Origin of the sequence: Amycolatopsis sp. NPDC049688 (genome assembly GCF_040674975.1) — a bacterium.
Lineage (GTDB): Bacteria > Actinomycetota > Actinomycetes > Mycobacteriales > Pseudonocardiaceae > Amycolatopsis.
Map to the genome: position 1 here is coordinate 156,390 of NZ_JBFANY010000015.1, position 19,768 is coordinate 176,157.

The following is a 19,768-nucleotide window of genomic DNA, read 5'->3' on the forward strand; positions in this document are numbered from 1 at the left end:
GAAAGGGCGCGAACGGTCCATTCGCGCCGTTTGCTTGACTTATCGCGATCGTTTCGGGATCGTCGCGTGTGCGTGAACGTCCGTGTCGATCACCCGGAAGGAGGAATATCCGAAGTGGACAGTTGAAACTTGGTCGTGGGCTTCATTGTTCAGAACTTGAGCTTGAATCCCGTGTGGCTAGGGACGAATCCGATACGCTCGTAAAACCGATGCGCGTCCGTTCTGGAGACGTCCGAGGTGAGCTGCACGAGTGCGCACCCGCGCCGTCGCGACTCGTCGATCGCCCAGCGCACGAGGTCGGCGCCCAGCCCGGAGCCGCGATGGTCGGCGTGGATCCGCACGGCTTCGATCTGACCGCGAAGTGCGCCGCGCCTGGCCAAGCCGGGGATGATCGTCAGCTGCAGAGTGCCGACTGGCTCGCCGTCTGACACGACGACTACCAGATACTGATTCGGATCGGCATCAATCTCGTCGAAAGCGCGCAGGTACGGATCGAGGTCGCGGGGATCGTCCCGGGTGGCGCCAAGCTGGTCGTCAGCCAGCATTCGCACGATCGCGCCGACGTCGTCACGCTGCGCCCTGCGGATGGTGTAGTCGGCCACGGCGTCAGTATCACAGGACGCGGGTGAATCCTTGGTAGCTGTACTCGAATCCGAAGCGCGCGTAGAAGTCTCGCAGGTCGCCGCGGTTGAGGCCGGAGTCGAGGTGGATGCGGGTGCATCCGCGTCGCCGGGCTTCGTCGATGCCCCAGGTCAGAAGCGCGCTCGTCACCCCACGCCGGGCGGCGCGTATGCCTTCGAGCAGCCCGCGAGGCGCGCCGTCCCAGGCGAGGCCTCGCAGCATCGTCAGCTGGGCGGTGCCGGCAACGCCGTTGTCGTCCTCCGCTACGACCAGCGTGACGTGCGGGTCGTTCGTCAGCTCCCGGAACGCGGCTGCCAGCGGTTCGCCCGATGCGCCGAACAGGCGCACGAGCGCCTCGATGTCCGTGGCTCGGGCGCGTCTGATGACATCCATTTAACCCAGTATGCAGGAGGCCGGCTGACGGACATAACTGCTATGAGGCGGCTACCCGCCGTGCTCGCCGCGAGTTCGTCAAGGCAGGGTGTATCGCCGGACTCCGTCGGCGACTTGGGCGGTCAGTTTGCCCTGTGACACCAGGAGGTCGAGGTGCGCTGCGGTTTCGAGCACTGCGAGCATCTGGTTGAACGAGTCCATTTCGGACAGTGTGCGGTTGCGGCGGGTCCACCCGATCCGGTGCGCTGCTTCGTAGGCACTGGTCGCGCCAGCGGCGATTTGGGCGCCTATTGTCTCGAGGCGCTGCCGGTGGTGTTCCAGCAGTTCGTCGACCCGCGTGTGCACGCTTTCGGACACGGGGCCGTGCGCGGGAAGCATGCGGCGGTCCGGCATGGCACGCACCAGGCGAAGAGAGCCGATGAAGTCGTTGAGCGGCAACTCGGCCGGGACGGGTTGGAACCCGATCGAGGGCGTGATGTGCGGCAGCACGTGGTCACCGGAGAACAGCAGGCCGGCGGTGTCGTCGACGAAGACGACGTGCCCGGCCGTGTGTCCCGGAGTGGCGACGACGTCGAACTCACGTCCGGGCAGGATTGGCCGGGGGCCCGGTGTCAGCCATTCGTCAGGTGCTTCCCAGAGGTGGGCTTCGGTGTGCCGGCGATCCGTGCCGAATTCCCGGGCCAGCGCTTCCACGACCTCGCTCGCTCCGGCTTGGAACAAGAGGTCGACCTGAGCCTCCATCGGCAGCCGGTCGGGATTGCCCGATGCCTTGAGCGATGGCTCCTCGTCCTGGCCGAGGGCGATCTTCGAACCGAACTCGCGACGGAGGACCACGGCCTGCGAATAGTGGTCGCGATGCACGTGGGTGACGAGGAACTCGCTGACGTCGGCCAGTTCGGCGCCGATCCCGCCGAGGGCGGCCGCGAGCTGTTGGCGAGCCACCGTCAGGGCCCAGCCCGAGTCGACCAGGACCAGCTTCTCGCCGTCGGTGACCGCGTAGACGTTGACCGCGCGCAGGGCGTCGTTGGGCAGGGGCAACGGGATGCGGTAGACGCCGTCGGAGACCGCGTAGATTCCGGGCTCGGTCCAGTTCCTGTCGCTGCTTTCCGGCAACGGTTCCACGGTGACCTCCGTCCCGGCGAGACTGCGGTGTCCCGGCCTTTCTTCACACTGGGCCGTGCCGGGCCCGCTGTCCACCGGGCGAGGCTGAGACGCCGGTCACTCGATCAGTCGGTGTCCTGCTTCAGGGCCGTGTCGATCGTCAGGGCCGCAGCGACCACCATGCTGGCGAGCGGGTCCGCCAGCGGGCTCGGGATCTCCACGACGTAATTGTCTGCCGTGGTGAAGGCTGCTTTGAGGAATCCGCCCCAGGTCTTGGTCACCCGGGCGACCTCGGTGCCGGCGTGGTCGCGGATCGAGAAGTTCCAGGCGCGCCAGTTCTCCGCGAAGATCCCGCCGACCGGCCGGCCGTCGACGATGAAGCCGAACCGGATCTTCCCGAAGACGTTCTCCTGGACGATCTCGCCGATCGGGGTCTCGTCGGCCCTGGTGACTAGGAACCGCGACTTGAACACCTTCGCCGGCCGGGTCACCTTGAGCACGGTGCTGTGGTTGGCGTCGCGGACCTCGAACTTGTGCGTCAGGTACTGGTCGTAGTTGGTCAGGAGCCGGATCGCCTTCTTGAGCGTGCTCTGGCCCACCTCGACGACTCCGCCGAGCCGGTTGCCGTTCTGGTCGAAGACGCCGAACTCGTTGGCCATCTCGATCAGCTTCGCACGCTGGTTGACCACCAGGACCGGCTCGGTGAACAGCGTCCCGCCCCCGCTGTGCGCGCCGCCTCGGCCGCGTGTCGCCCGGTGGACCTGGTTCTGGATCCGGGCCGGGTCGTGGGCGCGTTCGATGTCCAGCTCGATCGGCTCGGAATCGCTCGGCGGCGGGGCCTGGTAGGCGGGCCGGGTGTCGGCGGTCCAGGCCTGGCCGTCCCACCAACGATGCAGACGGGGGTCCCGCGCGTCCGGGTACCAGCCCGGCTGCGGTGGCGAACTCGTCATGGCCGGTCAGCCTATCGGTGCGAACCCGCTCATGGTGTCGCCCAACGGATATGCGGTGAATGTCCGCATCCTGGCGCGCCGGTACGCCAGCCCGGTCGGTGCCGGCGGTTGGTGGTCGGCGAGAATCGGTCGTCGTGAGCGAGCGAATCTGGCCCGTCGGGGCCGCGACGGCGATCGGCTCGATGCCGGGCGACGACCCTGCCGAGGCGGCGGCGGTCGTGTTCGGGGAGCTGCCCGACTTCCCGCACCTGCCCGAGCTGCCGGCTCGTGGTGTCGGAGCAGACATGCTCGGCCGGACTGCCGCAGTGCTCGTCGACCTGGCCGTCGACGTCGTGCCGAGCGGCTACCGCGTCGCAGCCCGGCCAGGGCATGAGTACCGCCGGGCCGTCGACCTGCTCCGCTGGGACCTCGACGCCGTGCAGGAGGCTCGGGAGAAGGCCGGGGTCACTCCGCCGGTTTTCAAGGTCCAGCTGGCCGGGCCGTGGACCCTCGGCGCCGGGATCGAGCTTCCGCGAGGACATCGGGTGCTCACCGACCGCGGCGCCTTGCGAGACTTCACGTCGTCCCTGTTGGACGGCCTCGCCGAGCATGTCGCGGAGGTGCAGGCCAGGGCCGGGGCGCCGGTGGTCGTCCAGTTCGACGAGCCGTCATTGCCCGCGGTGCTGGCCGGTGGCCTGTCGACGCCGTCCGGCTACGGGACCGTCCCGGCCGTGCCGGCGCCCGAGGCGCGCCAGCTGCTCACCACCGTGATCGAGGGCGCCAAGCGGATCACCGGCCAGGCGGTGGTCCTGCACTGCTGCGCCGCGAAACCGCCCCTTGGCCTGCTGCGTGAGGCCGGCGCGGACGCGCTGGCCTTCGACCTGGCCGCGCTCGATGGCGCCTCTGCTGCGTTCCTCGACGAGATCGGCGAAGTCTGGGACGGCGGCGCCACGCTGTTCCTCGGCGCGGTTCCGGCAACGGCTCCCGGCTCGTCGCCGAGTCTGAAGGACGTCGGGGAGCCGGCCTTCCGGCTGGCCGACCGGCTCGGCTTCAACCGCAGCGTCCTCGCCGAACGAGCGGTGCCGACGCCCGCCTGCGGTCTCGCAGGCGCGACGCCGGACTGGATGCGCCGGGCCCTCTCGCTGACGCGCGATCTCGGCAAAGCCTTCGTCGAGCCGCCCGAAGGCTGGTGACGGATTCCGGCATCTCGCCGACGTCCGCTCCGGGCGCCAAGTAGCGTGTCCGGGAAGCCGACCAGACGAGGATCGCCCGTAACCATGCGCCTGTTCCGCCGCAAGAACGCCACCGCCGATCCGCCCGACCCGCGCACCGCGTGGCCCGAGCAGCCTGTGCCGGAGGATCCGGCGGCGGCCGCGGAGACGTTCTGGCACGGCTGGTTCGAGCTGCTGCCGATGGTCAGCGCGGCGCTGGGCGAGGGTGAGCCGCACCGGGTCGAGCACGAGCTCTGCCGGCTGGTCGAGGCCCTTCACCCGCGGCTGCACTTCTCGCTCGAGCGTGGTCGTCAGGCGATCTACGCCCTGGTCGTGACCGGTCAGGAGGATCCGGCGGTGCGGCCGTTCACCGACGCCTGGCGCGCCGCCGCGCCGCCCGACGACGCGATCTGGGAGTACCACGACTCCGTGCCGCCCGTGCCCGATCCGACCGAGGTGACGGTGAACTTCGGAGAACGCCGGATCGCGCTGGCCGACGTCCGGGTCGTCGCGCAGGTGGACGACGCGGAGCAGGTGGTCGACGTCGCCGTCTTCCATCCCGGGTTCGTCGACCTCGACGACGTCACCCGGCAGACCATGACCTTCCTGCCGCTCGATGCGACATTGGGTGAACGGCTGGCCGCCGAACGGTTACGCCGCGTCGAGACCGCGGAGGCCGAGCCGGCTGGGGCGATCACCCTTCTGGAGTTCCGTGAACTGGTCCGCGGGCTGGGCGGCGACCAGGACGAAAATGTCGGTACCGCCGACTAGGGTTACCACCCGTGAGCAGCACCGAACTTCCCCAGGACCAGAGCGTGGCGGCCGCCGAGGACGTGACCGACGTCCCGGCCGATGTGCGTGAGCGGCACGGCGCCCTCGCCGAGGAACTGCGCAACCACCAGTTCCGCTACTACGTCCTGGACTCGCCGATCATCTCCGACGGGCAGTTCGACGAGCTGCTGGGTGAACTGCAGCAGATCGAGGACGAGTACCCCGGCCTGGTCACGCCCGATTCGCCGACCCAGCGGGTCGGGGGCACGTTCTCGACCGAGTTCACCGCGTACGACCACCTCGAGCGCATGCTCAGCCTGGACAACGTGTTCGACCCCGACGAGTTCCTGGCCTGGGTGGAGCGCGTCGAGAAGGAGGTCGGGCAGACGGAGTTCCTGGCCGAGCTGAAGATCGACGGCCTGGCGATCAACCTCCTGTACGAAAACGGCCACCTCACGCGGGCTCTCACCCGCGGCGATGGCCGGACGGGCGAGGACGTCACGCTCAACGTCCGCACGCTCGACCAGGTCCCGGAGACCTTGACCGCCACCGACCAGTTCCCGGTGCCCGCCTTGGTCGAGGTGCGCGGCGAGGTCTACTTCCGCGTCGAGGACTTCCTTGAGCTGAACGCGAAGATGGTCGAAGCGGGGAAGCCGCCGTATGCGAATCCGCGCAACACCGCGGCCGGCTCGCTGCGGCAGAAGGACCCGAAGATCACGCGCGAGCGGCGGCTGCGCCTGATCTGCCACGGATTGGGCAAGCGCGACGGCTTCGAGCCCCAGCGTCAGTCTGAGGCGTACGACGCGCTGGCCGCGTGGGGCTTGCCGGTGTCACCCCACAGCAAGGTCCTGACGTCGGCGGACGAACTCACCGCGCACATCACCTACTGGGGTGAACATCGGCACGACGCCGAGCACGAGATCGACGGCGTGGTCATCAAAGTCGACAGAGTGGCGTTGCAGCGGCGGCTCGGCACGACTTCGCGTGCGCCGCGGTGGGCGATTGCCTACAAATACCCGCCCGAGGAAGCCATCACGACGCTGCTGGACATCCAGGTGAACGTCGGGCGGACCGGCCGGGTGACCCCGTTCGCCGTGACCGAGCCGGTCAAGGTCGCGGGGTCCACCGTCGCGCGGGCCACCCTGCACAACCAGGAAGAGGTCAAGCGCAAGGGCGTGCTGATCGGCGACCGGATCGTCATCCGGAAGGCCGGTGACGTCATCCCCGAGGTCCTCGGGCCCGTGGTGGACGCCCGGACCGGGGACGAGCGCGAGTTCGTCATGCCCACGCATTGCCCGGCCTGCGGCACCGAGCTCGCCTACCAGAAAGAAGGCGACAAGGACATCCGCTGCCCGAACAGCCGTTTCTGCCCTGCCCAGCTGCGGGAGCGTCTGTTCAGCCTCGCCGGGCGGGGTGCCTTCGACATCGAGGTCCTCGGGTACGAGGCGGCGGCCGCGCTGCTCGACGCCCGGGTGATCGCCGACGAGGGTGACGTCTTCGACCTGAATGAGGACAGCCTCGCGGAGGTCGAGCTGTTCCGCACCAAAGCCGGGGAGTTGTCGGCGAACGCACGAAAGCTGCTCGCCAACCTGGAGGTGGCGAAGGACCGGCCGTTGTGGAAGGTGCTGGTCGCTTTGTCGATCCGGCACGTCGGGCCGACCGCGGCGCAGGCACTGGCGCGGGAGTTCGGCTCGATCGAGCGCATCGAGGAGGCGACCGAGGAAGAGCTCGCGGACGTCGACGGCGTCGGCCCGACCATCGCCCGCGCGACGCGGGAGTGGTTCGAGGTCGGCTGGCACCGGGAGATCGTCGAAAAGTGGCGACGCGCCGGCGTGCGGATGGAGGAGGAGCGCGACGACTCGATCCCGCGCAACCTCGAAGGCCTGTCGATCGTCGTGACGGGTTCGCTCGATGGCTTCTCCCGCGACGAGGCCAAGGAGGTCATCATGGCCCGCGGCGGGAAGGCCGCCGGGTCGGTGTCGAAGAAGACCGCGTTCGTCGTCGTCGGGGATTCGCCTGGTTCGAAGTACGACAAGGCGGTGCAGCTCAAGGTGCCGGTGCTGGACGAAGCCGGTTTCCGCGTCCTGCTGGAGCAGGGGCCCGAGGCGGCGCAGGAGGTGGCGCTGCCGGCCGGCGACGAGACTGCTGAGGGCGAACCTGAGGATGCGGATGGGTGACGTCGAGATCCGGCCGCCGCGGCCCGAAGAGTACGCCGCGGCGGGCGAGGTCACGGTGCTGGCGTACGAAGCCGATGGTCATTTGGCCGACGACGTCGGTTACGACGCGACGCTGCGTGATGTCGCGCGGCGGGTCGAGGCGGCCGAGGTCCTCGTGGCCGTGGATCGGGCGGGCACCGTGGTCGGCACGGTGACGATCGTGCAGCCGGGGTCGGAATACGCCGAGATCTCGCGTCCGGGCGAGCTGGAGTTCCGGATGCTGGCGGTGGCGCCGTCGGCGCGCGGCCGTGGTGTCGGCGACGCGTTGGTCGGTGCGGTGTTCGATCGGGCTCGCGCCCTCGGGCTTCGCAAGGTGGTCCTGAGCAGTCTCGACCGGATGCACAACGCGCACCGGCTCTATGAGCGTCTCGGGTTCGCGCGCCTGGCCGACCGGGACTGGCGGCCGTTTCCGCACGTCACGCTGATCGCCTACCAGATCGACGTCTGAGCTGGGCGTAGTCGCCAAAGGGACGAGCCCGCGGAAGGGGCTCGTCCCTTTTGACGACTTGGCGTGGTCCGTTTCAGCCGTCGAGGACGACCGCGACGATGCCGGCGAGGTGGGCCAGGCGGGCGACCTCGGCGGCGCGGAAGTTCGGGCCGCCTGGGCGGGCGACGAGCAGCGCCTTTCCCGGTTTGCCGAGCGGGGTCGCCGCCAGCTCGGTGCCGAGTTCCTTCCACGTCTCCGGAATCCAGTCATCCTCGCTGTCCAGGACGGTCGCGCGCTCGAGCGGCAGCCAGGGCAGGTCCGTGATCGGGGTCTCCGGGGCCGCGCTCGACGAAGCCAGGCGGACCGCGCCGGTCTCGGCGTGCTCGACGATCATCGCCCAGCCCGCGCGCACGATGCGGGGGACGCCCTCGGCGAGGATGTCCAGGCCGGACTTCGGCTGCGCCGCGATCTCCTCGACCAGCTCGAGCTCCCGGTGCGTGTCCAGGACGCCCGCGTAGGGACGGACCGCGTCCACTTCGACGCCTTCGACGCTCTCCGCCGCCGTGATGAGCGCGTCGGGCAGGCGGCCCGACGGGAGTTCGACGACCAGGTCGTCGACGGCGACTCCGCTGCCGCGCTCGACGACGTCCACGCTGAGGATGTCGGCGCCTACCGTGCCGAGCGCCGTGGCTACCGCGCCGAGGGTCCCCGGGCTGTCCGGAAGGAGGACCCGGATCAGGAACGACACCACGCGCCCCTCTCACCTCTGGCGTCCCAGCCTTGCCGTGGGACGCTCGATGCCGGTCGCCGATTGTGACAGACCCACCCGGCTCGCGGGACCTGCTGTCCGCCGGGCGGGATGCGAGCGTCGCCGGACGGCAGCCTGCCTGCGCCGGGCGTAACCCAGTCGAGTCCGCCCGCGCCGCCACCATAGACTTGCAGCTTCCGAGACAACCCGCACAGCACAACCCGGGAGTCACCCGCGTGCCCAACATTTCCCGAGACGAGGTCGCGCACCTCGCGAAGCTGGCCAGGCTGGCCGTGACCGACGACGAACTCGACGTCTTCGCCGGCCAGCTCGACCAGATCCTGGACTCGGTGGCCAAGGTGAGCGAGGTCGCCGCCGACGACGTGCCGCCCACCTCGCACGCCGTGCCGCTGACGAACGTCTTCCGACAGGACGTCGTCGTCCCCGGGCTCTCGCAGCAGCAGGCGCTGGCCGGTGCGCCGGCCGCCGAGGACGGGCGTTTCCGGGTGCCGCGGATTCTGGGGGAAGAGCAGTGACCGAGCTCATCAAGCTGACCGCCGCGGAGCTGGCGGAGAAGATCCACGCGCGTGAGGTGTCCGCGGTCGAGGTCACGCAGGCCCACCTGGACCGGATCGCCGAGGTCGACGACCACATCCACGCGTTCCTGCACGTCGACACCGAGGGCGCGCTGGCCGCGGCTGCGAAGGTCGACGAGGGGCTCGCCGGCGGCAACGCGCCTGCGTCGCCGCTGGCCGGCGTGCCGCTCGCGCTGAAGGACGTCCTCACCACCGAGGGCGTGCCGACGACCTGTGGTTCGAAAACGCTCGAAGGCTGGATCCCGCCGTACGACGCGACCGTGACGCGCAAGCTGCGCGAAGCCGGTGTCGTGATTCTCGGCAAGACGAACATGGACGAGTTCGCCATGGGGTCGTCGACCGAGAACTCGGCGTACGGCCCGACGCACAACCCGTGGGACCACGCCCGCATCCCGGGCGGGTCGGGCGGTGGTTCGTCGGCGTCGATCGCGGCCTTCGAAGCCGCCATCGCCATCGGCACCGACACCGGGGGGTCGATCCGGCAGCCCGGATCCGTGACCGGGACCGTCGGGGTCAAACCGACCTACGGCGGGGTGTCGCGGTACGGCCTCGTCGCTTTTTCGTCTTCGCTCGACCAGGCGGGGCCCTGCGCGCGGACGGTGCTCGACGCCGCCCTGCTGCACGAGGTCATCGCCGGGTACGACCCGCGGGACTCGACGTCCATCGACGCGCCGGTGCCGCCGGTGGTCGCCGCGGCCCGGCAGGGCATGACCGGTGACCTCAAGGGCGTCAAGGTCGGGGTCGTGAAGGAGTTCGGCGGCGACGGCTACCAGCCGGGTGTCGAGCGGTCGTTCCAGGCCGCGGTCGAGCAGCTGCGTGCGCTCGGTGCCGAGGTCGTCGAGGTGTCGTGTCCGCATTTCGTCTACGCGCTGCCTGCGTACTACCTGATCGCGCCGAGCGAGTGCTCGTCGAACCTCGCGCGGTTCGACGCCATGCGCTACGGCCTGCGCGTCGCCGACAACGGCACGCACAGCGCCGAAGAGGTCATGTCGCTGACCCGCGAGAAGGGCTTCGGCGCCGAGGTCAAGCGGCGGATCATGCTGGGCACCTACGCGTTGTCGTCCGGCTACTACGACGCCTACTACGGCTCGGCGCAGAAGGTGCGCACGCTGATCACGCGTGACTTCGACGCCGCCTTCGAGAAGGTCGATGTCCTCGTTTCGCCCACGACGCCGACCACGGCGTTCAAGATCGGTGAGCGTGTGGACGACCCGATGGCGATGTACCTCGCCGACCTGTGCACGATCCCGTCGAACCTGGCCGGCAACGCCGCGATGAGCGTGCCGAGTGGTCTTTCCGAGGACGACGGCCTGCCGGTCGGGCTGCAGATCATGGCCCCGGCGCTCGCCGACGACCGGCTCTACCGGGTCGGCGCCGCCTACGAGGCCGCCCGCGACGCCGCTGCCGGCGGGGCGCTCATCCACAAGGTCCCGGAGCTGGGAGGAACGAAGTGACTGCCGTGGCCGAGTTGATGGACTACGCCGACGTCGTCGAACGCTTCGACCCCGTCCTCGGGCTCGAAGTGCACGTCGAGCTGAACACGAACACGAAGATGTTCTGCGGCTGCCCGAACGAGTTCGGCGGCGAGCCGAACACGAAGGTCTGCCCGACCTGCCTCGGCCTGCCCGGGGCGCTGCCGGCGCTCAACGGCAAGGCCGTCGAGGGCGCGATCCGGATCGGCTTGGCGCTGAACTGCGAGATCGCCGAGTGGTGCCGGTTCGCCCGGAAGAACTACTTCTACCCGGACATGCCGAAGAACTTCCAGACCTCGCAGTACGACGAGCCGATCGCCTTCAACGGCTACCTCGACGTCACGCTCGACGACGGCGAGGTCGTGCGCGTGGAGATCGAGCGCGCGCACATGGAGGAGGACACCGGCAAGTCGCTGCACGTCGGTGGCGCGACCGGCCGGATCCACGGTGCCGAGCACTCGTTGCTCGACTACAACCGCGCCGGCGTGCCGTTGATCGAAATCGTGACGAAGCCGATCGAGGGCACCGGTGAGCGGGCGCCCGAGGTTGCGCGCGCGTACGTCTCGGCGCTGCGTGACCTGCTTCGCGCGCTCGACGTGTCCGACGTCCGGATGGACCAGGGTTCGTTGCGGTGCGACGCGAACGTCTCGCTGATGGCGAAGGATGCGACAGAGTTCGGCACGCGCACGGAGACGAAGAACGTCAACTCGCTGCGCAGTGTCGAGCGCGCCGTTCGCTACGAGATGACGCGGCAGGCGGCGATCCTGGCCGGGGGCGGTTCGATCAAGCAGGAGACGCGGCACTTCCAGGAGGCGGACGGCACCACGTCGTCCGGCCGGACGAAGGAGACCGCCGAGGACTACCGGTACTTCCCGGAGCCGGACCTGGTCCCGATCGCGCCGTCGCGCGAGTGGGTCGAGGAGCTGCGCGGCACGTTGCCCGAGATGCCCTCGGAGCGGCGGAAGCGGATCCAGCAGGAGTGGTCGCTTTCCGACGAAGCCCTGCGTGACCTGCTGAACGTCGGTGCCGTCGACCTCGTCGCGGCCACGGTCGAAGCCGGGGCCACCCCGGACGAGGCGCGCGGCTGGTGGGTCAACACCCTCGCCCAGGAAGCGAACACGCGCGAGGTCGAGCTGACCGATCTGGCGATCACGCCGAAGCAGGTGGCCGAGGTCATCGGGCTCGTGTCGTCCGGTGAGCTGACGAACAAGCTCGCCAAGGAGGTCGTCCAGGGCGTGCTCGCCGGTGAGGGCGAGCCGCGGGAGGTCGTCGAGAAGCGCGGGCTGAAGGTCGTCTCGGACGACTCGGCGCTGTTGTCGGCGATCGACGACGCGCTGGCGGCACAGCCGGACGTCGCGGACAAGATCCGCGGCGGGAAGGTGGCCGCGGCGGGGGCGATCGTCGGCGCGGTCATGAAGGCGACCAAGGGGCAGGCCGACGCCAAGCGGGTCCGGGAGCTGATCATCGAGCGCGTCGGTTCCTGACCGTTCTCATGACACAGCCGTTCTCCGTCAAAAGCGTCACCTGGCGCGAGTGGCTCGGCCTGGCGGCCGGGCTGCTCGCGCTGGGTTCGACGTTCCTGCCGTGGACGACCCTCAGCGCCGGCAAGCCCGACATCGAGAACATCCTCGACCAGCTGCCGCACGGTGACGTCGTCCGCGACGCCTGGCACTCGAGCTTCTTCGCCTGGTGCCCTCCGCTGCCGCTGCTGCTGGCCGGTCTCGTCGTGGTCGTTTTCGGGCGGATCCGGAACCTGCGGGTCAGCGGCCTGCCGCACCTGTGGCTGGTGGTCGCCGCGGCGTCGCTGCTGATGATGGTGATCGGCTGGCTCACCCTCGACTGGGAGTTCGACGCCGACCAGCGCGGCATCTTCGACGCGGCCGGGATCACCATCGGGGCCGGCCTGGGGCGGTACCTCGGGCTGTTGGCTGCGGTGGTGTCCGTCGTGGTCGCTTTCCTGGACGCGCGGGCGATGCGTGCCGAAAGCCGGCAGCCGCGTAAGGCCCGCAGCAAGAGCCGCTGAACCTCCGGCGGCGGCCGGGGTGGCGTTGCCGCCTTTGGCAAGGTCCTTGACGTTCGGTGAATTCTCGACCGGGTCCTGCAGTCGTCCGTCCGGTTGATCGCCGCCGCTGACAACGTTGACATCGACGGTGGCCGTTGCGTGAGAAAGCGCTTTCTGGAACGGTCGGAGACGGGGACCGGCATGGTGAGGTCGCTTTCGCGCCGACCTGCGGGCGGTGTGGACCGGGCGCCGGCTGGATGCAGGAACCGAGGAAGGAGCCCCGTTGGCCCACGGAAAGCGCTTACGGGTCGCCGTCGTCGGAACCGGGGGTATCGCGGACAGCCACCGCGCCGCCTACCAGGCCCACCACGACGACGTCGACATCGTGGCCGCCGTCGACGTCGATGAGGCCCGGGTGACCGCGTTCTGCGCCGGGACCGAACACGCCCGGCCCTACCACGACCTCGATACCCTGCTCGCCGAACAGCAGCCCGACCTGGTCTCGATCTGCACGCCGCCGAGCCTGCACGTCGAGCAGACCAAGACCGCCCTCGAGAGCGGTGCCTGGGTTTGGTGCGAGAAGCCGCCGTGCCGGTCGCTCGCCGAATACGACGAGATGATCGTCGCCGAGCGGGACGGTGGTCCGTACGCCGCCTTCGTCTACCAGCAGCGGTCCGGCTCGGGCGCCGCGCACTTCCGGACCCTGCTCGCGGAGGGGGAGCTGGGCCGTCCGCTCGTCGCGCACTGCCAGACCACCTGGTACCGCGACGCCGCTTACTACGCCGTTCCGTGGCGTGGACGCTGGGAGAGCGAGGGCGGCGGGCCGGCCATGGGCCACGGCATCCACCAGATGGATCTGCTGCTCCACCTGCTCGGCGACTGGGCCGAGGTGCGGGCGATGACCGCGCGGCTCGTCCACGATGTCGAGACCGAAGACGTCTCCACCGCGCTCGTCCGGTTCGAGTCGGGGGCCCTGGCCACCGTCGTCAACAGCGTCCTCTCGCCGGACGAGGTCAGCCGGATCCGGATCGACTGCGAACGCGCCACCGCGGAGCTCACCCACCTGTACGGGTACGGCGTCAAGGACTGGCGCTACACGCCGGCGCCGCATGTCGGCGGCGAGACCGTCGAACGTTGGCTCACTCCATCCGCCGACGTCAACAGCTCACACGCCGCCGCCTTCGCCCCGATCCTCGCCGCCTACCGGGCCGGGCGGCGGCCGCCGTGCAGCGGGGATGACGGGCGGCAGGTGCTGGAGCTCGTCGCGGCGCTCTACAAGTCCGCGGCCACCGGGGCCGGCGTCCGGCGCGGGGAGATCGGGCCCGGCGACGCCTTCCACCGCTCGATGGCCGGGACCGCCGCGTGAGCGCCGCGATCACGGTGACCCACCGGCACGGCGAACACGTCTCCGTCGAAGCAGGCGGCGTCCAGCTGATGTCCTATGTGTACAAGCCCGACCCGGTCGCGTTCGAGTCGCGCAAGCCCTACGTCCACCCCTTGCGGACCCTCGGCGGCCGGCCCGTCAGCGGGTACCGGCCGGCCGACCACCGGTGGCACAAGGGCCTGCAGATGACGTCCAGCCACCTCTCCGGCCAGAACTTCTGGGGCGGCCACACCTACGTCCCCGGCCAGTGGTACCAGGACCTGCCCGACCGCATCGGCTCCATGCGGCACGACGGGTTCACCGCCTTCACCGTCGCACCCGACCGGCTGAGCTTCACCGAAGCACTCACCTGGGTCGCCAACGGCGGCGGCGAGTGGGCGCGGGAGCGGCGCGACATCGTCGTCCACTCGGTCGAGCCCGCCGAGGGGGCCTGGGCGCTCGACTGGGGGATCGAGCTGACCAACGTCCGCGACACGCCCCTCGTGTTCGGCAGCCCGACCACGGCCGGCCGCGAACTGGCCGGGTACACCGGCCTGCACTGGCGAGGTCCGCGCGACTTCGGTGGCGGCCGGGTCCTCGGGCCCGGCGACCTCGAGGGCGACGGGATGATGGGCGCGCAGGCGCCGTGGCTCGCGTTCGTCGGCGAGCACGACGACGTCGACGCGCATTCGACGCTCCTGTTCGCGCACGCGCCCGAGAACGACAAGGCCATCCACGAGTCGCACTGGTTCGTCCGTTCCCAGGACACGCCCATGGTCGCTTTCTCGTGGGCGTTCTTCGAGGAATTCGCCCTGCCACCGGGCGAAAGTTTCACATACCGCTACCGGATCGTCGTCGCCGACGGCGCCTGGGACCGCGACCGGGTGACCCGCTACCTGGACGGGCACGGATGGTCATGAACGAATTTCCGCTACCGGGCGCCATCGGCGTCTCGCACCTGCGTGCCTACGACTGGGCGGCCGAGGACGGCGTCTGCGGCGGCAGCCCGCACGTCCACCTCGCCTGCACCGAGGCCTACGTCGTCACCGGCGGACTAGGGGCCGTCCAGACGCTGAGCGTCGGCGGCTACGTCGAGACGCCGCTGGAGGCCGGGGTGATCGCGTGGTTCGCGCCCGGCACCGTGCACCGGATGGTGCAGGACGACGGCTTGCGCGTCACGGTCCTCATGCAGAACAGCGGGCTGCCGGAGGCGGGGGACGCCGTGTTCACTTTTCCGCCGGACGTGCTCGCCGACGCGGTGGCGTACGCCGAGGCCGCGGCTCCGCCGAAAACCGACCACGCCGCGCGGCGGCGCCGTGACCTGGCCGTTCGGGGGTACCTGCCGCTGCGCGATGCTCTGCGGGACGGTGATCCCGAGCCGTTGCGGACGTTCCACCGTGCGGCCGTCGCGCTCGTCGCGCCGAAGGTCGCAGAGTGGGTACCGCGCTGGCGCGCCGGGGCGCTGAAGGCCGCCGAGCTGACCGGTGCGCACCTCGAGGCCCTCGCCCGCGGCGACGGGAGCCACCTCGGCCGGTGCGGCGTCCGGGTCGCGACGCCGTCGAACCCGGACGGCTACGGCATGTGCGGCCGCCGCGCCGAATACGACATCCCGCTCGACCAGGAAGGCTTGCCGTGATGAACCAGTCCAGCATCGGAGTGCTGCTCAACGGGGTGACGGGCCGGATGGGCTACCGGCAGCACCTGCTCCGGTCGGTCCTGGCGATCCGTGACCAGGGCGGCGTCGCGCTGCCGGACGGCAGCCGCGTGCAGCTCGAGCCGATCCTCGCCGGGCGCAACGCCGCGAAGCTCAAGGACCTCGCCGACCGGCACGGCCTGACGGCGTGGACCACCGACGCCGGCTCCGCGCTGCAGGACGCCGACATCTACTTCGACGCGCAGCTGACGTCGGCGCGGGAACCGTCGGTGCGGGCGGCGATCGCGGCGGGGAAGCACGTCTACGCCGAGAAGCCGCTGGCCGAGTCGCTGCCGGCGGCGCTGGAGCTGGCCGCGCTCGCGCGGGACGCCGGGATCTGCCATGGCGTCGTGCACGACAAGCTGTTCCTGCCCGGGATGCTCAAGCTGCGCCGGCTGGTCGACGGCGGGTTCTTCGGCCGGATCCTGTCCGTGCGCGGCGAGTTCGGCTACTGGGTGTTCGAGGGCGACTGGCAGGAGGCGCAGCGCCCGAGCTGGAACTACCGCGCCGAGGACGGCGGCGGGATCGTGCTCGACATGTTCTGCCACTGGAACTACGTGCTGGAGAACCTCTTCGGCCGCGTGTCGGCGGTGACGGCGAAGGCGGTGACGCACATCCCGCGCCGTTGGGACGAGCGAGGCGAGGCGTACGCGGCTACGGCGGACGACGCCGCGTACGGGATCTTCGAACTGGAGTCGGGGGCGATCGCGCAGATCAACTCGTCGTGGTCCACGCGGGTCTTCCGCGACGAACTGGTCGAGTTCCAGGTCGACGGCACCGAGGGCAGCGCGGTCGCCGGGCTGCGGCGCTGCCGCGTCCAGCACCGCTCGGCGACGCCGAAGCCGGTGTGGAACCCGGACCTGCCCGCGACCGAGCCGTTCCGCGACCAGTGGCAGGAGGTGCCGGACAACGCCGAGTTCGACAACGGCTTCAAGGCGCAGTGGGAGGAGTTCGTGCGGGACGGGGTCGCGGGACGGCAACACCGGTACGACTTCTTCTCCGCGGCGCGGGGGCTACAGCTCGCCGAGGCCGGGTTGACGTCGTCGGCGGAGGGACGACGGGTGGAGCTGAAGCCGCTGAGCTGAGCGGCGGCCGGCCAAGGGGGGTGCCCATGCTGGGGAGCTGGGCCACGCTGTGGTCGAACAACGGCGAAGGGTCGCTGCGCGTACCGGGACCAGCTGTGGTCGAAGAACGGTGACGGATTGCCGCGCGTGCCTGACCACGCCGTGGTCGAAGGACGACCACGGGTTGCCGCGCGCTGGACCAGGCTGTGGTCGAGAAACGGCGACGGGTGGAATCCCGCCGCTCAGTCCTTGCCGTTGCCGCCGCCGGAGGTGGCCGGGGTGATCAACACCACGCGGTCGTCGCTGGAGACCGGGGTGCCGCCGTCCTTGTTGACCGTTCCCGCCACCGCCAGCTGGGGGTTGATCATGCTCATGCCCGCGAGCCGGCCGTACGTCAGCGGGGGTTTGCCCGTCTTGCCGTCCAGGTTCACGGTCGGCTTGCCGCTGATCGCGCCCTCGGCGGTCACCGGCAGGTTCTGCAGATTACCGGCCAGAGACGTGCCGACCGACAGCGAGCCGTTGGCGTCGACGAAGTCGGCGCAGCCCGCGACGCCCGGTTTGTCCGGCCACGTCCACGCCGGCGTCGTCAGCGGCTGGCCGGCCTGGAAGCGGTAGAGGGCGTCCTTGTCGGCGAGCCGGTCGGTGACCCAGACGCGGCTGCCGTCGGCCGACGCGCACACCCCGCCCGGTGCGTGCAGGCCCGCTGCCACCGCCAGGGCGCCGTTCGGGTTGCCCGCCGCGGCCTTGCCCGACGTGTCGATGCGCAGCAGCTTCCCGGCGAGGGAGTTCACGTCGGCGGCCGCGTTGGGGTTGCCCGCGTCGCCGGTCGCGACCAGGAGCGCGCCCTTGTTGTCCGTGCCGATCGTGCCGCGGTTGCCGGACGTGCCCTTCGGGATGCCGATGAGCACCGGCTTCGGCGGCTGGCCCTTGGCGAACCGCACGACACGGTTGTCGGTCGCCGTGGTGATGTAGGCGAACACCAGCTGGTCCTCGACGTAGGACGGCGAGAGCGCGAGACCGGTCAAGCCGCCGTCGCCGGCCGCCTGGACGTCGAGCTTGGCGAAGTCCGTCGTGTCCTTGCCGCCCGTCACCAGCAGGACGCGGCCGCTCTTGCGCTCGCCGGCCAGTGCGCTCGGCGTCGAGCCATCGCCCGGCAGGCCGGCCACCGCGGCCACCGTGTCCAGGCAGGTCGCGATCACCGACGGATCGAAGTCCTTGCAGCCCTGGGGCGGGGGCACCGGCGCGGCCGACTGGCCTGGCCGCGGCTGCTTGCCGTCGCTGCCGGAGTCCGCGCCGGGGCCCTGGACCTCGGGTGGCGACTCCGGGCTCGGCACGGGGGCCGGGCTGAACGTCTGGCCTGCCGCGGTGTCGTCGAACCGCGCACATCCGGCGGGCAGCAGGACGCCGCAGGCCACGATCGCCAGCAGGGCCGAGCGGTACCGGGTGCGCATGATCCCCCAGCCTAGGGGCCGGTGCGTGAACCATGGGTGAGTACTCCTCGGTTACGTTGGAGATCATGACGCTGACCGTGCTGGTGCCCGACGACGAGGGCATGACCGTGCTCGCCGAGGTCCCGCGGGTCCTGCCCGTGCGCTACCAGTGGGGCGAGCCGGTGCCGCCCGAGGCTTCGAAAGCCGAGGTCCTCATCCCCGGCAAGCACCCGCCGGGCGAACAGCTGTGGCGGACCGTGCCGAACCTCAAGCTGATCCAGCTGCTGTCCGCCGGCGCCGAGGACTGGGTCGGCAAGGTGCCCGACGGCGTCCTCCTCTCCACCTGCCGCGGCGCGCACGGCGGGAGCACCGCGGAGTGGGTCGTCGCCGTGCTGCTGTCGCTGTACCGGCAGCTGGACGTCTTCGCCGCGGCGCAGCGCGAAGGCCGGTGGGCGCGGCAGACGACCGACACGCTGCAGGGCAAGCGGGTGCTCGTCATCGGCGCCGGCGACCTCGGGCAGCACCTGCGGCGCCGGCTGGAGCCGTTCGACGCGCGCTGCACGATGGTCGGGATGACCGCGCGGGAGGGCGTGCACGGCGTGCGCGAACTGCCCGGCCTGCTCGAGCTGCACGACGTCGTGGTGCTGATGGTGCCGTTGACGTCCCGCACCCGCGGGATGGCCGGCGCGGAGTTCCTGTCGCGGATGCGCGACGGCGCGGTGCTGGTCAACGCCTCGCGCGGCGCCGTCGTGGACACCGATGCCCTGGTCGCCGAACTGACCACGGGACGGCTGCGGGCCGCCCTCGACGTCACCGACCCCGAGCCGCCGCCCGCCGGGCACCCGCTGTGGACGGTGCCGGGGCTGCTGCTGACCCCGCACGTCGGCGGGGCCGTGCGCGGGGTCCGTGGTCGTTCGTACGCCGTCGCCGCGGCCGAGATCGCCCGGTACGCCGGCGGGGAGCTGCCGGACAACCTCGTCCACGGGGAATACTGAGCTCGCCAGGGCCGCGGGATTCCCCTAACCTGCGCGGGTGAGCAGTGGAGACGACTTTTCGCAGCAGCCCACCAGCCTCCTGTCGGGTGTCGAGGACGATCGGTCGGACGACACCCCACGCCAGGGCGGCCTCGGTCTCGGCCTCCTGATCCTGAGGCTGGCGCTCGGCCTGACCATGGGCGCGCACGGCCTGCAGCACCTGTTCGGCCTGTTCGGCGGGCCGGGCATCGGCGGGTTCGCGCGGATGCTGGAGACGTTCGGCTACCACAAGCAGACGACGCTGCTGTCGTGGATCACCGGCATCACCGAGGTCGGCGGCGGGCTGCTGGTGATCGTCGGGCTGTTCACCCCGCTGGCGGCGGCGGGCCTGCTGGGTGTCGCGGCCAACGCCGTGTACGCGAAGTTCCACGGCGGGTTCTTCGAGGGGCAGGGGCAGGGTTTCGAGCTGGAGCTGCTGCTCGGGGCGGCGGCGTTGAGCCTGCTGTTCACCGGGGCCGGGCCGATCTCGCTGGAGCGGAACACGCCCTGGCGGAAGCGGCCGCTGCCGCTGGGCCTGGGGTCGCTGCTGCTGGCGATCGCCGCGGCGGTCGTGGTCATCGTTTTGACGCGGTAGCCGGGGACAACTCGGCGGGGGTGTGGACAACCCGGCTTCGGTGGGCCGGAATTGTCGGTGGGCGCTGGTAACGTTGAAACCGGGGGTCCCCCAAGAGGCTCGGGGGTTTGGGCGGCTTGGCGC

20 protein-coding genes are annotated in these 19,768 nt (G+C 70.5%); 14 read left to right on the forward strand and 6 right to left on the reverse strand.

Annotated features, from left to right (window positions below):
* Nucleotides 1-149 precede the first annotated feature (149 nt).
* The 4 genes from AB0J55_RS35430 to AB0J55_RS35445 form a co-directional block, all read right to left on the reverse strand.
* Nucleotides 150-602 (reverse strand): GNAT family N-acetyltransferase, encoded by a 453-nt coding sequence (locus AB0J55_RS35430; protein WP_364258775.1) that lies wholly within the window; start codon nt 600-602, stop codon nt 150-152.
* A 10-nt stretch (nt 603-612) separates the two neighbouring features.
* A complete protein-coding gene (locus tag AB0J55_RS35435; protein WP_364258778.1) occupies nt 613-1,014 on the reverse strand; it encodes a GNAT family N-acetyltransferase in 402 nt (133 codons plus the stop codon).
* 78 nt (nt 1,015-1,092) lie between these two features.
* Entirely contained in the window at nt 1,093-2,136 is a 1,044-nt protein-coding gene (locus AB0J55_RS35440; RefSeq protein ID WP_364258781.1) for an MBL fold metallo-hydrolase, read from the reverse strand.
* A 104-nt stretch (nt 2,137-2,240) separates the two neighbouring features.
* Entirely contained in the window at nt 2,241-3,065 is an 825-nt protein-coding gene (locus tag AB0J55_RS35445) for a phospholipid scramblase-related protein (protein WP_364258784.1), read from the reverse strand.
* A gap of 134 nt (nt 3,066-3,199) precedes the next feature.
* Here AB0J55_RS35445 and AB0J55_RS35450 point away from each other — a divergent pair, with 134 nt between their 5' ends.
* The 4 genes from AB0J55_RS35450 (at nt 3,200) to AB0J55_RS35465 (ending at nt 7,690) form a co-directional block, all read left to right on the forward strand.
* Nucleotides 3,200-4,237 (forward strand): methionine synthase, encoded by a 1,038-nt coding sequence (locus AB0J55_RS35450; protein WP_364258787.1) that lies wholly within the window; start codon nt 3,200-3,202, stop codon nt 4,235-4,237.
* Between the two features lie 84 nt (nt 4,238-4,321).
* A complete protein-coding gene (locus AB0J55_RS35455) occupies nt 4,322-5,026 on the forward strand; it encodes a hypothetical protein (RefSeq protein ID WP_364258789.1) in 705 nt (234 codons plus the stop codon).
* Between the two features lie 11 nt (nt 5,027-5,037).
* Complete coding sequence (ligA, locus tag AB0J55_RS35460) at nt 5,038-7,203, forward strand: NAD-dependent DNA ligase LigA (RefSeq protein ID WP_364258792.1); 2,166 nt, start codon at nt 5,038-5,040, stop codon at nt 7,201-7,203.
* Nucleotides 7,196-7,690, forward strand: coding sequence for a GNAT family N-acetyltransferase (locus AB0J55_RS35465; protein WP_364258795.1), 495 nt, complete (start codon nt 7,196-7,198; stop codon nt 7,688-7,690). The genes ligA and AB0J55_RS35465 overlap by 8 nt, the downstream gene beginning before the upstream one ends.
* Before the next feature lie 73 nt (nt 7,691-7,763).
* On the opposite strand, the gene AB0J55_RS35470 is transcribed toward AB0J55_RS35465, so the two are convergent.
* Complete coding sequence (locus AB0J55_RS35470) at nt 7,764-8,417, reverse strand: amino acid-binding protein (RefSeq protein ID WP_364258797.1); 654 nt, start codon at nt 8,415-8,417, stop codon at nt 7,764-7,766.
* A 236-nt stretch (nt 8,418-8,653) separates the two neighbouring features.
* Between AB0J55_RS35470 and gatC the strand changes: the two genes are divergently transcribed.
* The 8 genes from gatC (at nt 8,654) to AB0J55_RS35510 (ending at nt 16,628) form a co-directional block, all read left to right on the forward strand.
* A complete protein-coding gene (gene gatC / locus AB0J55_RS35475) occupies nt 8,654-8,953 on the forward strand; it encodes an Asp-tRNA(Asn)/Glu-tRNA(Gln) amidotransferase subunit GatC (protein WP_364258800.1) in 300 nt (99 codons plus the stop codon).
* A complete protein-coding gene (gatA, locus tag AB0J55_RS35480; RefSeq protein WP_364258803.1) occupies nt 8,950-10,467 on the forward strand; it encodes an Asp-tRNA(Asn)/Glu-tRNA(Gln) amidotransferase subunit GatA in 1,518 nt (505 codons plus the stop codon). The genes gatC and gatA overlap by 4 nt, the downstream gene beginning before the upstream one ends.
* The gene (gatB, locus tag AB0J55_RS35485) at nt 10,464-11,969 is read left to right on the forward strand and encodes an Asp-tRNA(Asn)/Glu-tRNA(Gln) amidotransferase subunit GatB (protein WP_364258805.1); all 1,506 of its coding nucleotides are present in this window, start codon (nt 10,464-10,466) and stop codon (nt 11,967-11,969) included. The genes gatA and gatB overlap by 4 nt, the downstream gene beginning before the upstream one ends.
* Before the next feature lie 8 nt (nt 11,970-11,977).
* Nucleotides 11,978-12,508 carry a hypothetical protein gene (locus AB0J55_RS35490; RefSeq protein WP_364258808.1) on the forward strand — a complete coding sequence of 177 codons (531 nt, stop codon included), beginning with the start codon at nt 11,978-11,980 and terminating at the stop codon, nt 12,506-12,508.
* A 262-nt stretch (nt 12,509-12,770) separates the two neighbouring features.
* Nucleotides 12,771-13,853 carry a Gfo/Idh/MocA family oxidoreductase gene (locus AB0J55_RS35495; protein ID WP_364258810.1) on the forward strand — a complete coding sequence of 361 codons (1,083 nt, stop codon included), beginning with the start codon at nt 12,771-12,773 and terminating at the stop codon, nt 13,851-13,853.
* A complete protein-coding gene (locus AB0J55_RS35500) occupies nt 13,850-14,770 on the forward strand; it encodes a PmoA family protein (protein ID WP_364258813.1) in 921 nt (306 codons plus the stop codon). Before AB0J55_RS35495 ends, AB0J55_RS35500 begins: the two co-directional genes overlap by 4 nt.
* Nucleotides 14,767-15,486 (forward strand): cupin, encoded by a 720-nt coding sequence (locus AB0J55_RS35505; protein WP_364258816.1) that lies wholly within the window; start codon nt 14,767-14,769, stop codon nt 15,484-15,486. The genes AB0J55_RS35500 and AB0J55_RS35505 overlap by 4 nt, the downstream gene beginning before the upstream one ends.
* Complete coding sequence (locus AB0J55_RS35510; RefSeq protein ID WP_364258818.1) at nt 15,486-16,628, forward strand: Gfo/Idh/MocA family oxidoreductase; 1,143 nt, start codon at nt 15,486-15,488, stop codon at nt 16,626-16,628. The genes AB0J55_RS35505 and AB0J55_RS35510 overlap by 1 nt, the downstream gene beginning before the upstream one ends.
* A 221-nt stretch (nt 16,629-16,849) precedes the next feature.
* Here AB0J55_RS35510 and AB0J55_RS35515 read toward each other — a convergent pair whose 3' ends face one another.
* Nucleotides 16,850-18,058: a PQQ-dependent sugar dehydrogenase gene (locus AB0J55_RS35515; protein WP_364258821.1), complete on the reverse strand. Its 1,209-nt coding sequence runs from the start codon at nt 18,056-18,058 to the stop codon at nt 16,850-16,852.
* Between the two features lie 65 nt (nt 18,059-18,123).
* Here AB0J55_RS35515 and AB0J55_RS35520 point away from each other — a divergent pair, with 65 nt between their 5' ends.
* Together AB0J55_RS35520 and AB0J55_RS35525 are read left to right on the forward strand one after the other, a co-directional pair.
* On the forward strand, nt 18,124-19,032 hold the full coding sequence (locus AB0J55_RS35520; RefSeq protein ID WP_364258823.1) for a 2-hydroxyacid dehydrogenase: 909 nt from the start codon (nt 18,124-18,126) through the stop codon (nt 19,030-19,032).
* 37 nt (nt 19,033-19,069) lie between these two features.
* Nucleotides 19,070-19,645, forward strand: a complete 576-nt coding sequence (locus AB0J55_RS35525; RefSeq protein WP_364258825.1) for a DoxX family protein — start codon at nt 19,070-19,072, stop codon at nt 19,643-19,645.
* Nucleotides 19,646-19,768: the final 123 nt, after the last annotated feature.